20 protein-coding genes are annotated in these 19,848 nt (G+C 26.6%); 18 read left to right on the top strand and 2 right to left on the bottom strand.

Annotated elements, in window-relative coordinates; all coding sequences use genetic code 4:
• From MALL_RS01845 to rpmA, 11 genes are all read left to right on the top strand, one after another.
• Window positions 1–1,213 (top strand): class I tRNA ligase family protein (locus MALL_RS01845; protein ID WP_005683490.1); only part of this gene is annotated, 1,213 nt, incomplete at its 5' end.
• Between the two features lie 42 nt (window positions 1,214–1,255).
• Window positions 1,256–1,951 (top strand): 23S rRNA (guanosine(2251)-2'-O)-methyltransferase RlmB, encoded by a 696-nt coding sequence (gene rlmB / locus MALL_RS01840; RefSeq protein ID WP_005683488.1) that lies wholly within the window; start codon window positions 1,256–1,258, stop codon window positions 1,949–1,951.
• A gap of 7 nt (window positions 1,952–1,958) precedes the next feature.
• A complete protein-coding gene (locus MALL_RS01835) occupies window positions 1,959–2,549 on the top strand; it encodes a sigma-70 RNA polymerase sigma factor region 4 domain-containing protein (RefSeq protein ID WP_005683486.1) in 591 nt (196 codons plus the stop codon).
• A 144-nt stretch (window positions 2,550–2,693) separates the two neighbouring features.
• Entirely contained in the window at window positions 2,694–4,544 is a 1,851-nt protein-coding gene (locus MALL_RS01830; protein ID WP_005683489.1) for a ribonuclease J, read from the top strand.
• Window positions 4,545–4,720: 176 nt separating this feature from the next.
• On the top strand, window positions 4,721–5,311 hold the full coding sequence (gene rplK, locus MALL_RS01825; RefSeq protein WP_005683496.1) for a 50S ribosomal protein L11: 591 nt from the start codon (window positions 4,721–4,723) through the stop codon (window positions 5,309–5,311).
• On the top strand, window positions 5,311–6,006 hold the full coding sequence (gene rplA / locus MALL_RS01820) for a 50S ribosomal protein L1 (RefSeq protein WP_211204446.1): 696 nt from the start codon (window positions 5,311–5,313) through the stop codon (window positions 6,004–6,006). Before rplK ends, rplA begins: the two co-directional genes overlap by 1 nt.
• A 43-nt stretch (window positions 6,007–6,049) precedes the next feature.
• Window positions 6,050–6,520 (top strand): peptide-methionine (S)-S-oxide reductase MsrA, encoded by a 471-nt coding sequence (msrA, locus tag MALL_RS01815; RefSeq protein ID WP_005683491.1) that lies wholly within the window; start codon window positions 6,050–6,052, stop codon window positions 6,518–6,520.
• Window positions 6,521–6,605: 85 nt separating this feature from the next.
• Entirely contained in the window at window positions 6,606–7,751 is a 1,146-nt protein-coding gene (locus MALL_RS01810; protein ID WP_005683502.1) for a YitT family protein, read from the top strand.
• Window positions 7,752–7,813: 62 nt separating this feature from the next.
• Window positions 7,814–8,056 carry a hypothetical protein gene (locus MALL_RS01805; protein WP_005683482.1) on the top strand — a complete coding sequence of 81 codons (243 nt, stop codon included), beginning with the start codon at window positions 7,814–7,816 and terminating at the stop codon, window positions 8,054–8,056.
• A 177-nt stretch (window positions 8,057–8,233) separates the two neighbouring features.
• Entirely contained in the window at window positions 8,234–8,533 is a 300-nt protein-coding gene (gene rplU / locus MALL_RS01800; protein ID WP_005683500.1) for a 50S ribosomal protein L21, read from the top strand.
• A gap of 3 nt (window positions 8,534–8,536) precedes the next feature.
• Window positions 8,537–8,809 carry a 50S ribosomal protein L27 gene (gene rpmA, locus MALL_RS01795; RefSeq protein WP_005683480.1) on the top strand — a complete coding sequence of 91 codons (273 nt, stop codon included), beginning with the start codon at window positions 8,537–8,539 and terminating at the stop codon, window positions 8,807–8,809.
• Window positions 8,810–8,856: 47 nt separating this feature from the next.
• Here rpmA and MALL_RS01790 read toward each other — a convergent pair whose 3' ends face one another.
• Window positions 8,857–9,600 carry a DNA-processing protein DprA gene (locus MALL_RS01790; RefSeq protein ID WP_005683499.1) on the bottom strand — a complete coding sequence of 248 codons (744 nt, stop codon included), beginning with the start codon at window positions 9,598–9,600 and terminating at the stop codon, window positions 8,857–8,859.
• Window positions 9,601–9,866: 266 nt separating this feature from the next.
• On the opposite strand from MALL_RS01790, the gene MALL_RS01785 reads away from it, so the two are divergent.
• The 7 genes from MALL_RS01785 to MALL_RS01755 all read left to right on the top strand — a co-directional run bounded on the left by MALL_RS01785 (window position 9,867) and on the right by MALL_RS01755 (window position 18,723).
• Window positions 9,867–10,904: an NAD(P)-dependent oxidoreductase gene (locus MALL_RS01785; RefSeq protein WP_005683493.1), complete on the top strand. Its 1,038-nt coding sequence runs from the start codon at window positions 9,867–9,869 to the stop codon at window positions 10,902–10,904.
• Window positions 10,905–10,924: 20 nt separating this feature from the next.
• Window positions 10,925–11,875 carry an aquaporin gene (locus tag MALL_RS01780; protein ID WP_005683492.1) on the top strand — a complete coding sequence of 317 codons (951 nt, stop codon included), beginning with the start codon at window positions 10,925–10,927 and terminating at the stop codon, window positions 11,873–11,875.
• Between the two features lie 78 nt (window positions 11,876–11,953).
• A complete protein-coding gene (locus MALL_RS01775; RefSeq protein ID WP_005683503.1) occupies window positions 11,954–12,715 on the top strand; it encodes a nuclease-related domain-containing protein in 762 nt (253 codons plus the stop codon).
• Window positions 12,699–14,795 (top strand): helix-hairpin-helix domain-containing protein, encoded by a 2,097-nt coding sequence (locus MALL_RS01770; RefSeq protein WP_005683485.1) that lies wholly within the window; start codon window positions 12,699–12,701, stop codon window positions 14,793–14,795. The genes MALL_RS01775 and MALL_RS01770 overlap by 17 nt, the downstream gene beginning before the upstream one ends.
• A 92-nt stretch (window positions 14,796–14,887) precedes the next feature.
• Entirely contained in the window at window positions 14,888–15,964 is a 1,077-nt protein-coding gene (prfA, locus tag MALL_RS01765; protein WP_040545534.1) for a peptide chain release factor 1, read from the top strand.
• Complete coding sequence (gene prmC / locus MALL_RS01760; RefSeq protein ID WP_005683498.1) at window positions 15,964–16,668, top strand: peptide chain release factor N(5)-glutamine methyltransferase; 705 nt, start codon at window positions 15,964–15,966, stop codon at window positions 16,666–16,668. Before prfA ends, prmC begins: the two co-directional genes overlap by 1 nt.
• Window positions 16,669–16,770: 102 nt before the next feature.
• Window positions 16,771–18,723, top strand: coding sequence for a transketolase-like TK C-terminal-containing protein (locus MALL_RS01755; RefSeq protein ID WP_005683483.1), 1,953 nt, complete (start codon window positions 16,771–16,773; stop codon window positions 18,721–18,723).
• Between the two features lie 399 nt (window positions 18,724–19,122).
• On the opposite strand, the gene MALL_RS04495 is transcribed toward MALL_RS01755, so the two are convergent.
• Window positions 19,123–19,848, bottom strand: a 726-nt coding sequence (locus tag MALL_RS04495; protein WP_005683494.1) for an MAG3240 family lipoprotein, incomplete at its 5' end; no start/stop codon positions are given.

Below are 19,848 nucleotides of genomic sequence, written 5' to 3'. Positions count from 1 at the left end.
TTATGTTTGTGGACCAACCGTTTATAGTGATTTACACATTGGAAATATTAGACCAATAACAACAATTGATTTATTTTTAAAAGCGAATAGAAATTTAAATATTCCTTTTATTTTTGTGCACAATATAACAGATATTGATGACAAAATAATTAATAAAGCTATTGAATTAAAAGTTGATGAATTAGAAATTTCAACAAAATATGCTAAACAATATAAAGAGTTGTTGAATGCTTTAAAAATTGATACTATTACTCATTTAGTTTATGTTAGAAAAAACATGGATTTGATTACAGATTATATTCAAGAATTATTAAATAATAAAAGTGCTTATTTTGATTTAAATAAAAACGTTTTATTTGATGTAAAAAAATATGAAAATAACTATGGTATAGTTTCAAAACAAAAAATAGATAAAATGATTTTTGAAAATGAAAATGTTCAGAAAAATCATCCAAGCGATTTTGCACTTTGAAAAAATACTAATATAGGTGTTAAATTTAATAGCTCGTTTGGACCAGGTCGTCCAGGGTGACACACAGAATGTAGCGCATTAATAAAAAAATATTTTAATGGAGAATCTTTAGATATTCATAGTGGTGGAATCGATCTTAAATTTCCTCATCATGAAAATGAAAATATTCAACATTTTGCACTATATAATAGGCAAATAACTAAAAAATGATTACATTGTGGACATATTAATTTTGCTGGTCAAAAAATGTCTAAATCATTGGGTAATGTAGTTTTAGCTAAAGATTTTTTAGAACAATATGGACCTAATGTTTTTAGAATGATTCAACTTTTATCAGACATTACTAGTCCCATGAATTTAGATGAAGAATTTATAAAAAATGCTCAAAAAGCATTTAGTAAAATTAAACAATTAAGTTTTAAATTATTTTTACAAGACAACTTATCTAATGAAATAAATCAAGAGTTATATAAAGAATTAAATTTGAAAATCGTTGAATTTAACAATAGTAGATTTAATTTTATTTTAAATCAACAACTAAAAAATTTGAACAAAAATTTTGACTTTATAATTGCAAATACACTTATAAAAGTATTTAAAGATTTAGGTTTTAGTTTTGACTTTTTAGTCTATGAGAAAATGAAAAATGTATATTTAGATTGACAAAAAGAATTAAGTAATAAAAATTATGAATCAGCAGATAAATATCGAAAAATTTTAATTGATAATGAATTAATTTAAAACTAAAAATGAACCAAAAAAGGAAAATACGAGGGTAGACTTATGAAAAAATTAATTATGTGCGGGAAGAATTCGGTTGTAGATGCATACAACAATAATTGGCCAATAGAAAAAGTTTTTTTACTGCACGAACAAAACAAGAAATTTTTCAAGAACGCAAAATTTCCAGTCGAAGTAATTCGAAAAGAAAAGATGGAAGAATGAACTAATGAAAACCATCAGGGATTTTTAGCTACTATTAAAGAAATTAATTATTCTAATTTAAACTCTTTAATAATTGACAAACCTAAATTAGTATTAGTTTTAGATCATATTCAAGATCCTCATAATTTAGGAGCAATAATAAGAAGTGCAAATGCTGCTGGAGTAAAACACATAATTTTACCTAGAGATAGAAGTGCTGAAATAAATTCAACAGTTATAAAAGTTTCAAGCGGAGGTTTTATAGGTATTAAATTTATTAGAGTTAATAGTGTTTCAGCTACTATAAATTTTTTAAAGAATAATAACTTTTGAGTTTATGCTTCTGCATTAGATAAAAAAGCTCAGGCATATAATCAAGTTTCATATTCAGAACAAGTAGCATTAATTGTTGGAAATGAAGGTAATGGAGTTTCTAAAAGCACTTTAAATATGGCTGATCAAAAAATTTATATTGAACAATTTGGAACTGTTCAATCACTAAATGTTTCAGTAGCAACCGGAATTTTACTTTTTGAAATAATAAAAAATCAATAAGGAAAAAATGAGAAAAATTAGTATTCAAAACTTCAAGCCTGAGGTTATTTCATATTTCAATTTAGATAAATATGGAATGATTACTGAAAGTAAATTATTAATGATTTATATAAGAAAACTTAGTCCAATAATTAATATATGGACTAAATCAAAATTTAATTATTTTAAGTACAATAGAGCAAAAAGCGATGATGTTTTTCAAATAGTGTGCGCTAATTTATTTGAAATAATAAATAAATTTGATTCATCATATTCAATACCTTTTGAAAAATATTTATTAAATACCATTAAGTTCAAAATTTTAAATGAATTTAACAAATTTAACTGTGCACAAGTAAGATTTGAAAATTCTTTAACATGATATGATGGTGAAAAAATAAAGTTTTTTATGAATTCACAAAAAGAAGGAAATTCTGCTTTGTCTAAAAAATTAAACAGAATAGATATGAATAATTTTATTAAAACTATAGATGTAAAAAAACTACAAGTTTTAAAGAAAATTTATTCAACAAATGATAGGCAAAATTATAGTAGAACAAAAATTAATTTGTTAATTAATGAATTAAGAAATCAATATAAAAACTTTTTTGGCTATTAAATAGCAACTTTTTTAAAAAATACGACGAATTCTTAAAAAAATAATTTTTATGTATCTATTATCGACAACTATATTATAATAATAATTAATTTACAAAGCGTAATTTAATACTAAAAAGTCAATATTATTATACATAGGAGATTTATGATACCGACAAGATTAATACCCTTGGGAGGTGTTCAAGAAATAGGTAAATCTACTTTACTTGTTGAGCACAATAACCATATTTTTATTTTAGATGCTGGAATAAAATTTGCAGATACTTATACTACTGGAATAAAAGGAATAATTCCTGATTATTCATACCTTAATCAACCAGGAAAAATTGTTGAAGGTCTATTTATTACACATGGACATGAAGACCATATTGGAGGAGTAGTTCATCTAGTAAAACAAGTTAATGTTAAGAAAATATTTGCACCTAGAATAGCCATTCAATATTTACAATTAAAATTTGATGAGCATGGAATAAATCAAAAAGACATTAAATTTATTGAGATTGAAAAAAGTGCAGTATACAAGTTTCCTGAAGGATGTGTTGTTGATTTTTGAACAGCACAGCACTCTATTCCTGATGCATTTGGAATTCGATTAACTACACCAAATGGTAGTTTAATGTGTACTGGTGATTTTAGATTTGATTATACACCTATTGGAAATTACACAGATTTTTCTAGATTAGACCAAATAGGAAAAGAAGGTTTAACTGTTTTACTTTCAGATTCAACTAACGCTATGAGACCGTTTCACTCACCTTCTGAAAAAGATATTTTAACTGATATAGAAAAACATTTTTTAGAAGCAAAAGGAAAAATAATTGTTACGGCTTTTGCATCAAACTTAACTAGAGTAAAAGTAATTATTGACCTAGCTGCAAGATTAAATAAAAAGGTTATTACTTTTGGACGCTCAATGATTCAAGGTGTGAAAATAGGTAGAAAACTTGGATATATTGACGTTCCAAGTACAGTTTTTGTTGATAAAAAACATCTTTCATCAATTAAGGATAATGAACTAGTTATTTTAACTACTGGTTCACAAGGTGAGCAATTAGCGGCATTATCAAGAATGTCATATGGTAAGCATGCTAGCGTAAAAATTGTTAAAGGTGATACAATAATTTTTTCTTCTAGCCCTATTCCTGGAAATAGAATGGTTATTGAACTGTTAATCAATAGACTTTATAAGTTAGGTGCAATTATTAAAGAAAATGGACCTGATGGTTATTTACATACTTCAGGACATGCCTACAAACATGAGCATGCTAAGATTTTTCAATTAACAAAACCAAAATTCTTTTTACCATATCATGGTGAATATAGAATGTGCATTGTTCATGGACAAAGTGCAGTTGAAAATGGTGTTGATCCTAAAAATATAATAATTCCGCAAGCCGGTGTAGTTTATAACATGCTTAATAAAGAAGTAAGTGAAACTACAGAACGAATAAATTATGGACCTATTTATATTGATGGTAATAATGCATTAAATTTAAATGCAAATATAATTAAAGAACGTTCGAATTTAAGTCAATCAGGTTTTGTTTCAGTGGTTTTAGTAATAAATAAAAAAACAAATACCATTATAGGTAAGCCACATTTGATTAGTAGAGGATGCTTTTTTGTAAAAACTGCTCAAAGCTTAGTTGAAGAAACAAAACGTATTTCACATGGTACAACATTACACTATATAAAAAATACAAAAGACTGAAATGTTGTGGATTTAAAACAATTACTTACTGAAAGATTAAAGAATTTATTTTACAAAGAAAAGAGAAGAGATCCAGTTATAGTTCCTGTTATTTTGTTTAGCGACGAAGAAACAGATAAAAACTTAAGTGGTTTAAAAATTAATTTTGGTCAAATAAAATCTACTCCTGAAGTTGATAGAACAAGTACAACTCTTAAAAAACAACTTAAAGAAATTAAGTCAAAACTTGTAGAAGTAGATAAAGATGATTTATATGATGATTTAGATGAAGAAGACGAAAAATAGTCTTCTTTTTCTTTTAATTTGACCTATAAAATAACTGAATAAATTATTAAAAAAACTCATAAATTTCGTTTCTATATTTAAATTTTTACTATATAATCTAAAAGCAATTAATTATTGCCTCTAACTAGTGGGAGATACACAATATCATTAGTACCACAATATCGAAAGGATACATTATGGCAAAAAAAGAAGTAGTACGTGTAGCTAAACTTCAATTTAATGCTGGTCAAGCTAAACCTGGACCTTCATTAGCTGGTGTTGGAATTAACATGCCTGAATTTACAAGAGCATTTAATGATGCTACAAGAGACAGAGGATCAGAACCTGTTCCTGTACAAATTACAGTTTATAAAGATAAATCATTTGATTTTAAACTTTATACATCACCAGCTTCATACAAATTAAAAGAAGCTGCTAAATTAAAAGCTGGATCAGCTAATGCTAAAACAACAATCGTTGCAACAATTAAAGAATCACAATTAAGAGAAATTGCTGAATACAAATTACCTGACTTAAACACAGATGATGTTGAAGCAGCTATGTCAACAATTGCTGGTACAGCAAAAAACATGGGAATTTTAGTTGAAGGATATGATGATATTTTTAAACTAAAAGCAGAAGCTAAAGCAGCATCTAAAGCTTCAGCATTAGCAAAAGCTAAACAAGAATCATTATCATCAGCAGAAGCTGAAATGAAAGAATCAAAAAACAAAGCTATTGAAGTTAATGTTATTGGTGAAAAACAAGCAGAAGGAGATGTTGAATAATTATGAGAAAATTATCTAAAAACTTAACAGCTGCTCGTGAATCATTTGATAGAAATGCAGTTTACGAATTAGTAGATGCAATTGAATTAGCTAAAAAAACATCATATGCAAAATTTGATTCATCAATCGACTTAGCATTTAACTTAAACTTAGATGTTCGTAAAGCTGAACAACAATTAAGAGGATCAGTTTTATTACCATTTGGTACAGGTAAAAAAGTAAGAGTTTTAGTTGTTACAAACTCGCCTGAAAAACAAAAAGCTGCTCAAGCAGCTGGAGCTGACATTGTAGTTGATGGTCCTGCATTAGAACAAAAAATTAAAGAAGATAACTTTGATTTTGACGTTATGGTTGCTGACCCTGCAATGATGCCTTTATTAGGAAAATATGGGAAGAAACTTGGACCTAAAGGTTTAATGCCTAACCCTAAAACAGGAACAGTTACACCTACACCTGAAAAAGCAGTTGAAGAACTTAAAAAAGGTAAAGCTAACTATCGTACAGATAAAGCCGGAATTGTACATACATTAATCGGAAAATCAAGCATGCCAACAGAAAATTTAGTTGAAAATGCTAAAACTGTTATTTCTTTAATTAGAAAACTTAAACCATCAGTTGTTAAAGGTACTTACATGTTAAACTTAACAGTATCAGCAACAATGGGACCAAGTGTAAAAATTAAAATAGAAAAATAATTGAAAAACGCTTCATGCGTTTTTTATTCATTTAGGAGAAAATATGAAAAAAGTTTATGTAGCAGGTGGTTGTTTTTGAGGAGTACAAGGTTTTTTTAAAACTATTGCAGGAGTTACTAAAACTACTGTAGGATATGCAAATTCAAAAATTGACAATCCAATTTATGAACAAGTTAAAACTCAAAATACAAACGCTGTTGAAGCAGTAGAAATTTTTTATGATGAAAAAATTACTTCGCTAGAAAAAATAGTTGAAGCATTATTTAGTGTAATTGATCCAACCGCTTTAAATTACCAAGGTCCAGATTATGGTACTCAATATAGAAATGGAATTTATTACGTTAATCAAGATGATAAAGCAATAATAGAAAATAAAATTGCACAATTATCTAAAAACATTAGTGGCAAGGTTGTTACGGAAATTTTAGAACTAAAAAATTACTTTTTAGCTGAAGAATATCACCAAGATTTTACAGATAAACATCCAAATATTCAATGTCATATTAAATTTTAATTAAAGCTCTCAATGGAGAGTTTTTTTTCATAATTTTTGCAAATATATAAAAGTAGTTTTTTATAAATAACTTATAATTGTATACATGATTAAGAAAAATAAGAATGAATCAGACTCAATTGATCAAACCAAAATCATTGGTCCTAACGAACATCTTGAAATTAACCAAAATATAGAAATTGACCAAAAAGAAATTGATGTTAATGCTGAATTAATTAAATACAGTATGGGTAAACATCTTTTGAATAACCGAGAAACAAAACTTACTCCAAAACGTTTTATTACAAAATACTGAATAAGAATTTTAATGGTAATTTTTGCAGCTTTTATCTTCAACTTTGGAATTCAGTTATTTTTAGACAGAGCTGATACTATACCTTCAGGATTAACTGGAGTTCCTACACTTTTACAACTATCTTTTCCAGTTTTAAAACCATATTTCGCCTTAATTTATTTAGGTATAAATGTACCTTTGTTTTTGACTTTTGGCCTTAAAATTAAAAGAAGTTTTATTTGACTTACTTTAATTTTTATGATTACTCAAATTGGGGTTAATATAATTTTTACTGTTCCTATTGTGCATGATACTTTATTTAAATTATTTAATTTCGTTCCTAATTGAAGTATTGATAAACATGAAATTACTTGACCTATTTTATTATATGGTTCACTTGGTTCATTTTTTATAGCAGTTAGTATAGCGCTAACTTGAAAAGCTGGTGGATCTACTGGGGGAACTGATATTATTGTTTATTATTATTCAACTAAAACAAAGAAAAATATAGCTATTTTAATGAGTTTAGTTTCATTCTCTACTGCAACTATTTTCTTAATAATATTTAGTTTTATTAAACCTAATACAGATGGAAATGGAAACAAAATAATTTTTGGAATGAGGGAATTATCCACATTTGCCTATATATTAGTTACCAATGTTGTTTTAAATATCTTGTATCCTAAATATAAAAAAGTCGTTTTATCTATTTCTTGTTCTGATCCAGCTAAAGTTCTAGCATATTTAAAACTTATTAAATATTGACATGGTTATGAAGTTTCTGCTTTAACTAGTGGATACACCGGAAAACCTATATACAAGGTAGAAACGGTAATGTTATTACTAGAAACAAAAAATATAATAAATGATTTAAAACAAGTTGATAGAGCATTATTTATCTCAATAATGCCTGTTAAAAATATTATCGGTAGTTTTAATACCAATTTCGTGGAATAAAAAGGACTTTATGCCTTTTTTGTTTTTATTTACCTTTTTAGCAATAACAAAAACGGAGGTATATGAAAATAGAAAATTTAGAAAAATTAAGTCAAGAAGAAATGCACAAAATTGAAGTTGGTACATTAGTAACAACTTTAATGAGCGCAATTCCTTTAATATTTGGCGTAATAAATTCAGTTGTAGGATTAGTTAAATCTGTTAATTCTGCAAAAGGTGAAATAAAAACTAGTGATACAACATATAAATGAGAATCAAAAGCAAGCAACATATCAAGCTCAGAAGCAATGTTTTTAAACTTTTAGTCTAATTTACCTATAAAATAGACAAAAAAATCAAAACAAAATTACATAAAATCAAGCAATTTTTTGTTAGGAATTTTTTACTTTTTGCTTATAATATGTATGTTACTTTCAGTAACCGTTCCAAAAAGGTATTCAAGCATAGCACCTCAAGGACGCGACCACATTTGGAGGTATTGCATGTTAGCAATTATCGAAACAGGTGGCAAACAATTACTTGTTAAAAAAGACCAAACAATTTTTATTGAAAAAATTGAAGGAAATGAAGGTGATACAGTTACATTTGACAAAGTATTACTTGTAAATTCTAAAATTGGTAAACCATATTTAAAAAGCGCTCAAGTTAGCGGAATCATCGAAAAACAAGGTAAAGCGAAAAAAATCGTTGTTTACCGTCACAATGCAAAGTCAACACACAAAAGAAAACTTGGACACCGTCAACCATATACACGTGTTAAAATAACAGAGATTAAGGGGTAAGAAATGGCACATACGAAAGCCGGTGGTTCGACCCGTAATGGACGTGATAGTCACAGTAAAAGATTAGGTGCTAAGTTAGGTGATGGACAATTTGCAACAGCAGGATCAATTATTTACCGTCAAAGAGGTACAAAAATTTTTCCTGGTGTTAATGTAGGACGTGGAAGTGATGATACACTTTTCATGTTAATCGATGGATATGTTAAATATGAAACAAGAAGAAACAGAAAGTTTGCTTCAGTTTATACAGAAAGAAAAGTTACAGTAAAAAAATAAGTTTTACTGAAAACAAAAAACAATAAAAAACAGTTCTTGCTGTTTTTTTAGTACACAATTACATCGCTTATTTGGGTTATTAAATTTGCTCCCATTTTTATTAGTTCATTATTTCCATCATCTAAAGAGATTCCTGGAAAACAATTTACTTCTTTTCCAATTTCTGAAAAGTAATTTGCTAAGTGAATTATTTTACTTTCTTGTAAAGAAGAAATAATAATTAACTCTTTAGCTAAAGCAGCTGTTATTAAATTTCTTTCTCTAAAACGATGGTTTTTTGGATGAGTTTCAGGCGGATATTGAGAAATTCATAATTCATTTTCCATTTTTATATCACCTTGTTCGTTTTTATCTCAATTAAAACCATAAGCAAAAAGTCTAATAATATCTTTATTGTGCATTTTGTAATATCCGTTAATTTCTTGGTCAAAATTTTTATACAAATTAGTAAGTAAGGTCGTATTTTTTATTAATATATCTTTGTTCTGATTAAAATACTCATCTGTTTTTTGCCCAACTTTTTCAGCGGTTATACAGTAAATATTGTCCTTGTTTAAAATATCATAATTACCTTTATAGTAAATAACATAAGGTGGATATTTATAAACTAATAATTTTTCAGGATAATTAACATCAACAAACGTTATGTAATTAATATTGTTTTTAGTTAGGTAATGCTTTATTGTTTTAAGTTTTTCATGATCCATTGGCATTTTATTTTTTAATGATAAAAATACTTTGTAATTATCTCCATTATTAATTCATGAATAATATAATAAATAATCTTTCATTTTTCCTCCAATTTAATATGTATTTTTCTTAGTAAAAACACATAAAAAGGAAAATAATTAAATTTGTTTACTTTGAATTATTTACTTTTTCATCAATGAAATAGGCAAATAAAGAAAAAATTTACTTTTTTATAAAACAAAAATATGAAAATTAGTAATATTTCCATTTTTTTGTTTTTTAACCATTAAAAATATGATATGAAAAATAGAAAAATATATAATTATTGTGATTTTATTTATATTAATAAAATCTATTAGGAGTTAATATGAAAATAGCATTTTTTGATGCAAAAGAATATGACATTAAATATTTTGATAAAGTAAATAATGGTCGTCATGAAATAACTTATTTTAAAGAAAATTTAGGAATTAATACAGTTAAATTAGCTAAAGGATTTGATGCTGTTTGTGGTTTTGTAAACACATTTGGTGATAAATTTATTTTAGAATTATTAGCTAAAGAAGGTATCAAAGTATGATTGCAAAGATCAATGGGGTATAACAAAGTTGATTTAGCAAAAGCGGAAGAACTTGGGATAAGTGTATTTAGAATCCCTAATTATTCAGCAGAATCAGTATCTGAATTTGCAATGGGTTCTATGATGGCTTTGAACAGAAAAATAGTTATAGCAAATAGAAGAGTAAAAAAATACAATTTTTCTTTAAATGGACTTGATGGATTATGTGTTCATGGTTCAACAATAGGAGTTATTGGTGGTGGAAAAATCGGTCAATCATTTGTTAAAATAGCAAAAGGAATGGGCGCAAAAGTTTTAGTTTTTGACTCATTTAATGAAGAGAATTTTCCAAATTTAGCAAATGAATTAGGTTTTGAATATGCACCATTAACAAAAGTTTTAAAAGAAAGTGATTTTATCTCACTTCATGCGCCATTACTTCCTTCAACACGTTACGTAATTGATGAAGATGCAATAAGATTAATGAAACATGGAGTAATTATTGTTAATACCGCTAGAGGTGAATTAATGAATATTACTGATGTTATTGATGGACTTAAAAAAGGAATTATTGGCGGTTTAGCAAGTGATGTGCTTGAAAGAGAAGAAGGTAGATTCTATGAAGATATTTCTACTCGTGCTGAAGAATATCAAAAGCTTGATCCTGAATGAAATGAACTAATTAAAATGAAAAATGTTTTAATTACTTCTCACCAAGCTTTTTTAACAAATGTTGCTTTAACACAAATTGCAACAATTACACTTAATAATGCTGATGATGCTCAAAAAAGTGATTTTTCAAAAGCTCTGACTATACAACCGGATGAAAAAATTAAAAACGGTTAAAAAATAATTAAAAGGAAACAATGAAAAACGAAACAATGAATAATGAAACTAAATTACAAAAATTATTTGGTTTCTTTAAACTAACTAAAGAAAAAAGGCATCATGTGCAGCAGCCTAAAGATACTAAAACATGATTAAAACATGCTTTTTCTGAATTAATTGGAACAATATTTATTTCACTTGGACTTGCAGGTTTAAGTTTAAATGTTGGTACAACTCAAATTGAACATATCTTTCTGTTACACAATATTATCGTAGGATTTTTTGCCGGGTTTATTGTTGTAGGATTATGTTTAGCAATATTTTTACGTTGAAGTTGTGATTTAAATCCAGCGGTTTCTATCACTAGATATTTAAATGGTACAAATACAGGTAAATATACTTCTATGAAAATTTCAATGCAAATAATAGGATGTATTATTGCTGGTGCAATTATATTTGGAATTGGAAAAATGACCTCAGGTTCTGAATTTCCAAATTCACCTATAATGGCCTTAAATTCGGCAAAAAAAGCATTTGGAAATGTAGTCCCAAATAACACAGATTCTCTACTAGCAGCTGGAGGAACATGAATTTTCTTTATAGAAATGGTTATGACTTCAGTGTTATTATTCCCAATTTTTTCACCAAACATTAAAGATAAATACAGAGATGTTCTTATTATGTTTGTAATATCTTTATCAGTTTGAATGGGTATTTTAGGTGGAACAGCAGCTATAAATCCAGCTAGAGGATTAGCGCAACAAACTCCTGCACTATTTTACTTATTTAACGGTGATATAGCATCAAACGATACAATAAGATCATTGTTAATAGCAACATTTACAATGATTTTAGGTGGATTAGTAGCTCCATTCTTCTTCTTGTTCTGTCAAGGATTTACAAGGGCATATTTTAATCCATTTATGGTTTATGTAATTAAATTTAAAAATTATAGAAATGACAACATGTCTTTTCCTAATCAAAAATAAGAAACGGCTTAGGTCGTTTTTTTGTAAATAAAATATATTAATTAAGTTATTTTTTAAAATGTTGCTTATAATTAAACTATGAAACAAACAGCACAACTTTTTTTTGAAAATATTACTTCAAAAACTCAAATAAATAACCATTTACTATTTACTATTCTTGGAATAATTGGAATGCTAATGTTGGTTATTGCAACAATGTTACTTTTTACATATGCATATATAAAAAATAAAAAATATAAATCAAAAGGCTTTATTTTTGAGCAACATGTAAATAAACAAATTCAAAATTTTTGTCAAAATAAAAGAATTAAATATTTACCCGGAGGAACATACAGCTATGATGGCAATATGTTTGAAGTTGATGGAATCTTATTAACATCTAAACTTATTTTAGTAGTTGAACAAAAATACTATTCTGGAAATATAACTGGTGATGCAGCAAGTGAATTTTTAATAATCACTAATTCAAAAGGTAAAAAAAATAAAATTAAAAATCCTGTAATTCAAAATGATAACCATATTAAACATCTTTTTAAAGCAGCACGTAAAAAGTTTGTGTGTGGTTCATTAATAATTTTTAACAAAGATACAATTTTTAATATTAAAAACACACAAAGCCATGTTGTCTTAGCAACAACAGAAAACTTAGAAAGCACAATTATTTCTATGTTAACTGCCGCAAATGATTTACCAGATACTATTAATATTTCTGATTATGAAAATCTTTTTAATAGTTTACAAATAAACACTTACAAAGAAATTAGAAAATGAAACAAAATTATTAAAGGTACAAAAAAACAAAAAACTAAAAAGGTAAAAACAAATGAACAAAGCACTTAATTTCGTAGCAAGTGAATTAAATATTTCACAAAATCGTATTAAAAAAACACTAGATTTATTACAAGAGGGGAATACTATTCCTTTTATTTCTCGTTATCGTAAAGAAGTGACCGAAGGACTTGATGAGGAAACAATTTATCAAATAGATGTTATGTACACTTATTTTGGAGAATTAATTAAACGTCAAGAAGCAATAATTGAAATATTAAAAGAAAGAAAATTATTGACTGAAGATTTAGAAAAAAAGATTTTAGCAACAACAAAAAAGGCTGATTTAGAAGCCATTTACGAACCCTTTAAATTAGGTAAAAAAACAAAAGCAACTGACGCTATTGCCTTAGGTCTAGAGGAATTGGCAAAACAAATATTTACAAACACTGATATTAAATTTAACCCGTATAGTTTTGCACAAAAGTTTTTAAGTGATAAAGTAACAAGTGTTGAATTTGCAATTGAAAATGCTTTATATATTGTTTCTCAATGAATTAGTCAAGATACCGAAGTTCGTAATTTTATTAGAAACCAATATTTAAATTTTGGACGAATTGAAACAAAACTTAAAGATGAAACATTAGATGAAAAAAGCAATTTCAAACTTTATTATCAATTTAAAAATTTAGTAAATAAAGTACAAAACTACCAAATTTTAGCTATTAATAGAGCTGTTAATTTAAAAATTGTAACTTTAAAAATAGACATTAATGACAAACTTGTTAAGCATAATTTAAGTAACATGTTTTTTAAAAACAAAAGAACTGCTTCTTTAATTAACCAAGCTATTGATGATTCATTGACTCGTTTAATAAAACCTTCTTTAGAAAGAGAAACATTTACTATGCTTTTTACAAGAGCTGAAGAAAAGTCAATTGATTTGTTTTCTCAAAATTTAGAAAGTATGTTAATGACACCCGCTGTTAAAAATAAAGTTGTTTTAGCCATAGATCCAGCATACATAAATGGCTGCAAAACAGCGCTTTTAGACAAAAATGGAGATGTTTTAAACATAGATATAATTTATCCTAACGGTAAAAATGCAAGGCCAGACATTGCACAAAGCATTATTAAAAAAATTCTTGATAAATATTTTGTAGATATGATTGTTATAGGAAATGGTACAGCCAGTCAAGAAACTACTCAATTCATTAAAAGAGTTTTACAAAAATTTAATTTACACATTCCAGTAGAAGTAGTTTCTGAAATTGGAGCTAGTGTTTATAGCGCTTCTGATGTAGCGATTAAGGAATTTCCAGATTTATCAGTTGAACAAAGATCTGCAATAAATATAGGTAGAAAATTTCAAGATCCTTTAAACGAGATTGTAAAAATAGATCCTAAATCAATTGGTATTGGTCAATATCAACATGACTTAAATCAAAAAGATTTAGGTAATGCATTAGATTTTAAAGTTGATAAAGTCGTTAACTTAGTTGGTGTAAATTTAAATACAGCAACAAAAGAAATTCTTACTCATATTTCAGGTTTAAGTTCAAAAATAGCTGATAATATTTTAGAATATCGTAAAGAAAATAATGAATTTAAAAACAGATTAGAACTAAAAAAAGTTAAAGGACTAGGTCCTAAATCATTTGAACAAGCAGTTGGTTTTTTAAGAATTTTTAACTCAAATAATTTTTTAGATAAAACCAATATTCACCCGGAAAATTATTCATTAGCAAATAAAATCATTGCCGAATATGACTATGACGTAGAAAAAAACGTATTTAATAAAGAACCTAAAGTTGATCAATTAATTAATGATTACAAAAGTGATAAATATACTATTGAATTAATTTTAGAATCACTAAAAAACCCAACTCGCGATATTAGAGATAATAAAAAAGGTTTTAAAATTGATTTGGATTTAAAAGATATTAATGATTTAAAAGTGAATGAAACTTATGAAGGAAGAATTTTAAATATAACTGATTTTGGAATATTTATTTTTATAGGAATTAAAGACAGTGTTTTTGTACATAAAAGTAAATATAACAACCAAGAAGTTTTACTTGGAAAAGATGTAAAAGTTAAAATTTTAAACATTGATAAAGACAACAAACGTATAGGTGGTGAATTAATTTAATTACTCAACGGTGTTGAGTTTTTTTATAAAATGTGTACTAAAAAAAATGTATTTAATGCCTAAAATCAAGTTTTATAATATAATTGAAAATTATGGAACAAACAATGTACAAATCACTTTTAAGTATTAAAAGTAAATATGAAGAAATGCAACAAAACTTAGCTAATCCTGATGTTATTTCGGACATTAAAAAATATACAAAATTGAACAAAGAACTTAACTCAATTGAAGAAATAGTTGTTTCTTTTAATAAATATTTAAATGCTGAAGAAAACTTAAAAAACGCAAAAGAAATGTTAGCTGAAAAAGATTCTGAGCTAGTCGAACTTGCAAAAATTGAAATTTCAGAAAACGAAGAGATAATGACTAAACTTGGTGCGGAATTAAAAATATTAATTTTACCTAAAGACGAAAATGATTCAAAAAATGTTATTGTTGAAATTCGTGGAGCAGCAGGAGGAGATGAAGCTAATATTTTTGCTGGTGATTTATTTAGAATGTATCAAAAATGATCCGATCAAAATGACATGAGATTAAAAGTTTTAGATGAAACTAGAGCAGAAGCAGGAGGTTTTACTCTTATTACTTTTACAGTTACAGGTGAAAAACCATATTCAAAATTAAAATTTGAAAGCGGTGTACATCGTGTTCAAAGAATTCCAGTAACTGAAACAAAAGGTCGTGTTCATACCTCAACAGCCACCGTTACTGTTATGCCCGAAATTGATGATGATATTGAAATAGAAGTAAAACCTGAAGATATTAGAGTTGATGTTTTTAGATCAAGTGGTAATGGTGGTCAATCAGTTAACACAACCGATTCAGCAGTTAGACTTACTCATAATGCAACCGGAATAGTTGTTTCTTGTCAAGAAGGAAAAAGTCAAATTCAAAATAAAGAAATAGCAATGAGAATTTTAAAATCGAAACTATACGATTTAGAACTTAAGAAAAAACAAGAAGAAGAATCAGGTTACAGAAAATTAGCTGGTTTAGGATTTAGAAGTGAAAAAATAAGAACTTATAACTATCCACAAGATCGTGTAACAGACCATAGAATTTCATATTCAACTAGTTTATCTCCTGTTATGGAAGGGAAAGTAAATTCTATTATTGATTCACTTTTAACTGCAGAACAAGATGAAAAACTAAAAGAAGCTGGTCTTTAATGTCTTCGATTAGTCAACTAATCAAAGAAAAAAGAAGATATGGTTTAAAACAAACTGTATCTTTTTTTGAGATTAAACAAATCGCTAAAAGAGTCCCAATTCAAAAAATTATTGGCTATGTTGAATATGCAAATGTAAAAATAAATTTAAATCATAAGGTTTTAATTCCTCGTTATGAAACAGAAGAATTAGTTTATTTAATTTTATCTAGACATAAGGAAAATATTGATATTTTAGATCTATGTTCAGGTTCAGGCTTTATCGGTATAGCGCTTAAAAAAAATCAAAAATGTTTTAACATTACATTAGCTGATATTGATAATGAGGCAATTTTACAAAGTCAAGAAAATAGTATTTTAAATGATGCAAAAGTAGAAATTATACAATCTGATTTATTTAAAAATATAAATAAAAGATTTGACATTATTGTATCAAATCCGCCTTATTTAATGAAGAATGAAGAAATTTCAAAAAGCGTTTTAGATTATGAACCTCACCATGCTTTATATGCAAGTGATCAAGGTTTGTATTTTTATAAAAAAATCATTAATTCAGCTAAAGATTACTTAAACAAAAATGGAAAAATTTATTTTGAAATTAATCCTCTTCATATTTTGTATTGAGAAAAATTATCACTACAAATTAATTTAGAAATTATAAACGACATAAATGGACTTGCAAGATTTGTTGTTATACATTATTAATTAATAAGCAAACAATTAAGTTTGTTTTAATTTTAACAAGTATTGCCATATTGTTTAAAATGAAAAAATATTTAATATAATTACATAAAAGGTAGGTAAATAATGAAAAATAAAATAGAGAAAAAATTTATTGCTTCAATGCAATCCATTGCTCTTGATTCAATAAACAAGGCTGGCCAAGGTCACATAGGAATGGCTTTAGGAGCTGCACCAATTACTTTCGAATTAATAGCAAAAAATATGAAATTTTCAGCAACAGATCCAAAATGAATCGATAGAGATAGATTTGTTTTAAGTGCTGGTCATGGTTCAATGAGTATGTATTCAGTTATGCATTTTTTAGGTTTATTATCTAAAGAGGACATGAAAAATCATAAAAAAATTCATTCAAAAACTCCATCTCATCCAGAAATTGAAAATACAGATTTTGTTGATGCTTCAACAGGGCCATTAGGGCAAGGAGTTGCAATGGGAGTTGGAATGGCTTTAAGTCAAAAATACTTACAAGCTAATTTTAACAAAAAGGATTATGAAATAGTTAATCACGATGTTTATGTATTACATGGGGATGGATGTGTTCAAGAAGGAGTAGCGCTTGAAGCTATTCAACTTGCAGGAACATTAAACCTAAATAAATTAGTTTTAATTCATGATTATAATGATATTCAAATTGATTCACGTTCAAATGAAGTTAATGGAATTAATTTATTAGAGTACTTTAAAGCACAACATTTTAATGTTTTTGTCGCAGATGTAAATGATCATGCTAGCATAGTTAAAGCTTTATTAGATGCTAAAAATTCTGATAAACCATCATACGTTCAAATAAAAACAATTATTGCGCCACACACTCACGTAGCAGATAAATCAAGTGGACACAACGGTATATTAAACGTTGAAAATACTATTAAATTTAAAGAAGAAGTAGGATTAAAAAACACTGTACCATTTGATTATGATTCTGACGTATATGACTATGGGCAAGAACTTTTAGCTAAAAAAGAAGAAGTTTACGAAAAATGAATGAACTTATATGCGGCATACAAAAACGCTTATCCATCAGAAGCTAAATTGTTTGAACAAATAACATCACAAGATTTTAAATATGATTTAACAGGCGTAGAATTTAAAGAAACAAATGTAGCAACAAGAAACTATATAGGAACAATTATGCAATATATTGATGCTAATTACCCTAACATCGTTGGAGGTAGTGCTGATTTATATGCTGCTACAAAAGTTGGGTTTTCTAAACAACTTGTTGCACAAGGCGGAAAAAATATTAAATATGGAATTAGAGAGTTTGCAATGTCAGCAATTAATAATGGAATTTATTTAGATTCTAACTTAAGAACTATTGATTCTACATTTTTAGCTTTTTCTGATTATATGAAGCCTGCAATGAGACTTGGAGCGCTAATGAATATTCCTGGGATTCATGTATTTACTCATGATTCTTATCAAGTAGGAGGTGATGGTCCAACACATCAACCTTTTGATCAAATTCCAATGTTAAGAGCAATGTCAAATATGGAAGTTATTAGACCTTGTGATGAATCAGAAATGCTAGCAGCGTTTCAATATGCACTAGATAATAGAAAAAATCAAATTGCTATTATTGGATGTAGACAACCATTAAAGTCATTTAATTTATTACCTACAAAAGCAAAATTATTAAATGCTTATGTTGTAAAAAATGAAATAAAGTACGACTTAAGTATTTTAGCTAGTGGATCAGAAGTTGAATTAGCTTTAAAAGTTGCTAAAGAATTAGAATCATTAAAAATTAAAGCTCAAGTAATTTCAGTGCCACATTTACAAAATTTAATAAATGATGAAAACTTAGCTTTAAGCCTAGGGCTTGATAAAAAACCTATCTTTGCAATTGAAGCTACAAGCGATTCTATGTGATTTAGATTAAGTAAATACAATAAATTTGATGCATTCTTATCAAGTGGATATGGTTGAAGTGAAGATGGTCAAAAAGTATATGAACTTAAAGGGTTCAATGTAGATAACTTAGTAACAAGAGTTAAGAAATTACTTAAAAAATAATTTAAAAAATAAGACATTATGATGTAATCACAATAAGTTAGACTTAAAATCTAACACTTAGGGACACATCGTTCTTGTCTTATTTTATTTTGTCTATTTTTATAAATAAGTGTGACTTTACGTTAAAAATTTTTAAATTATTGACTCATTAATGCATTAACAAATGTTTTATGTGACGTTATATAGATAACCGTTTTTTCAGTTTTAGAATATTTGCATAAATTATTATGTTAAGTTGTTTAAAACATGGTAATAAAATTTCATATTCAAAACTACTTGGAATTTATTGATCATTAACTATATTTAGTTTATTGGTTTCTCTCTTTAATTTCTATAATAGTATCAAAAGAATTTAATCGAATAAAAACCATATTTATGAAAAATATGGAAGCATATATTTTAGTTATTTTTAATAAAGTGTGCAATTAATGGAGAGTTTTCAATTGTTAATTTTTTGTTTTCAATGTAGTTTTCTTTTACGTATTTACTAGTAGTGCCTTTAAAAAAATCAATTTCAATAATTTTATTTTTGTTTTCATCTGTTAATAGTGACTTTAAATTTTTATTTAAAAAATCTATTTTTATCTGTAACTTACCAGGATTTGATACTCCTATAAAATCTATATTAATATCATCTATACCTGATAAAAAATCATTTTCATCATTAGATATTAAATACGATAAAATGATGTTTGAAATAGTACTATGTAAATAATTTTTTGACTTATCCATAGATAAAAACAACTCTAAAGCTTCAGTTTGTAACAGTGACTTATTGTTTCAGAAAATTAAGTTGTTTCTATTTTTTCAAAAAACAAAAGAAATAATTTTTTCGATATTTTTTGTAAAAAATTCATTAGCATCTAATCCTTTAGGAACAATTAATTTATTATTTTTATGTTTAAATACATCTCATAAATTTGCATTTGTATAATTTAATTTATCAGTTGTGGAATAACCTTTAAATAAATGATAGTGTACATTAAAATCAATTGAATACCAAGGATAAATTTTTGTTTGTCCGTTCTTTTTATAAACTTTTATTAAAGTTTTTAACACACTGTATGAATTTAAAGGAAATTTTGCATACTCAAAATCATCTAAAATTTCATATTTAAGATCTTC

It is taken from the genome of Mycoplasmopsis alligatoris A21JP2 (assembly GCF_000178375.1).
Classification (GTDB): domain Bacteria; phylum Bacillota_I; class Bacilli_A; order Mycoplasmatales; family Metamycoplasmataceae; genus Mycoplasmopsis; species Mycoplasmopsis alligatoris.
Note: the sequence above shows the minus strand (reverse complement) of the source record. Positions and strands in the feature narration are given on the sequence as shown.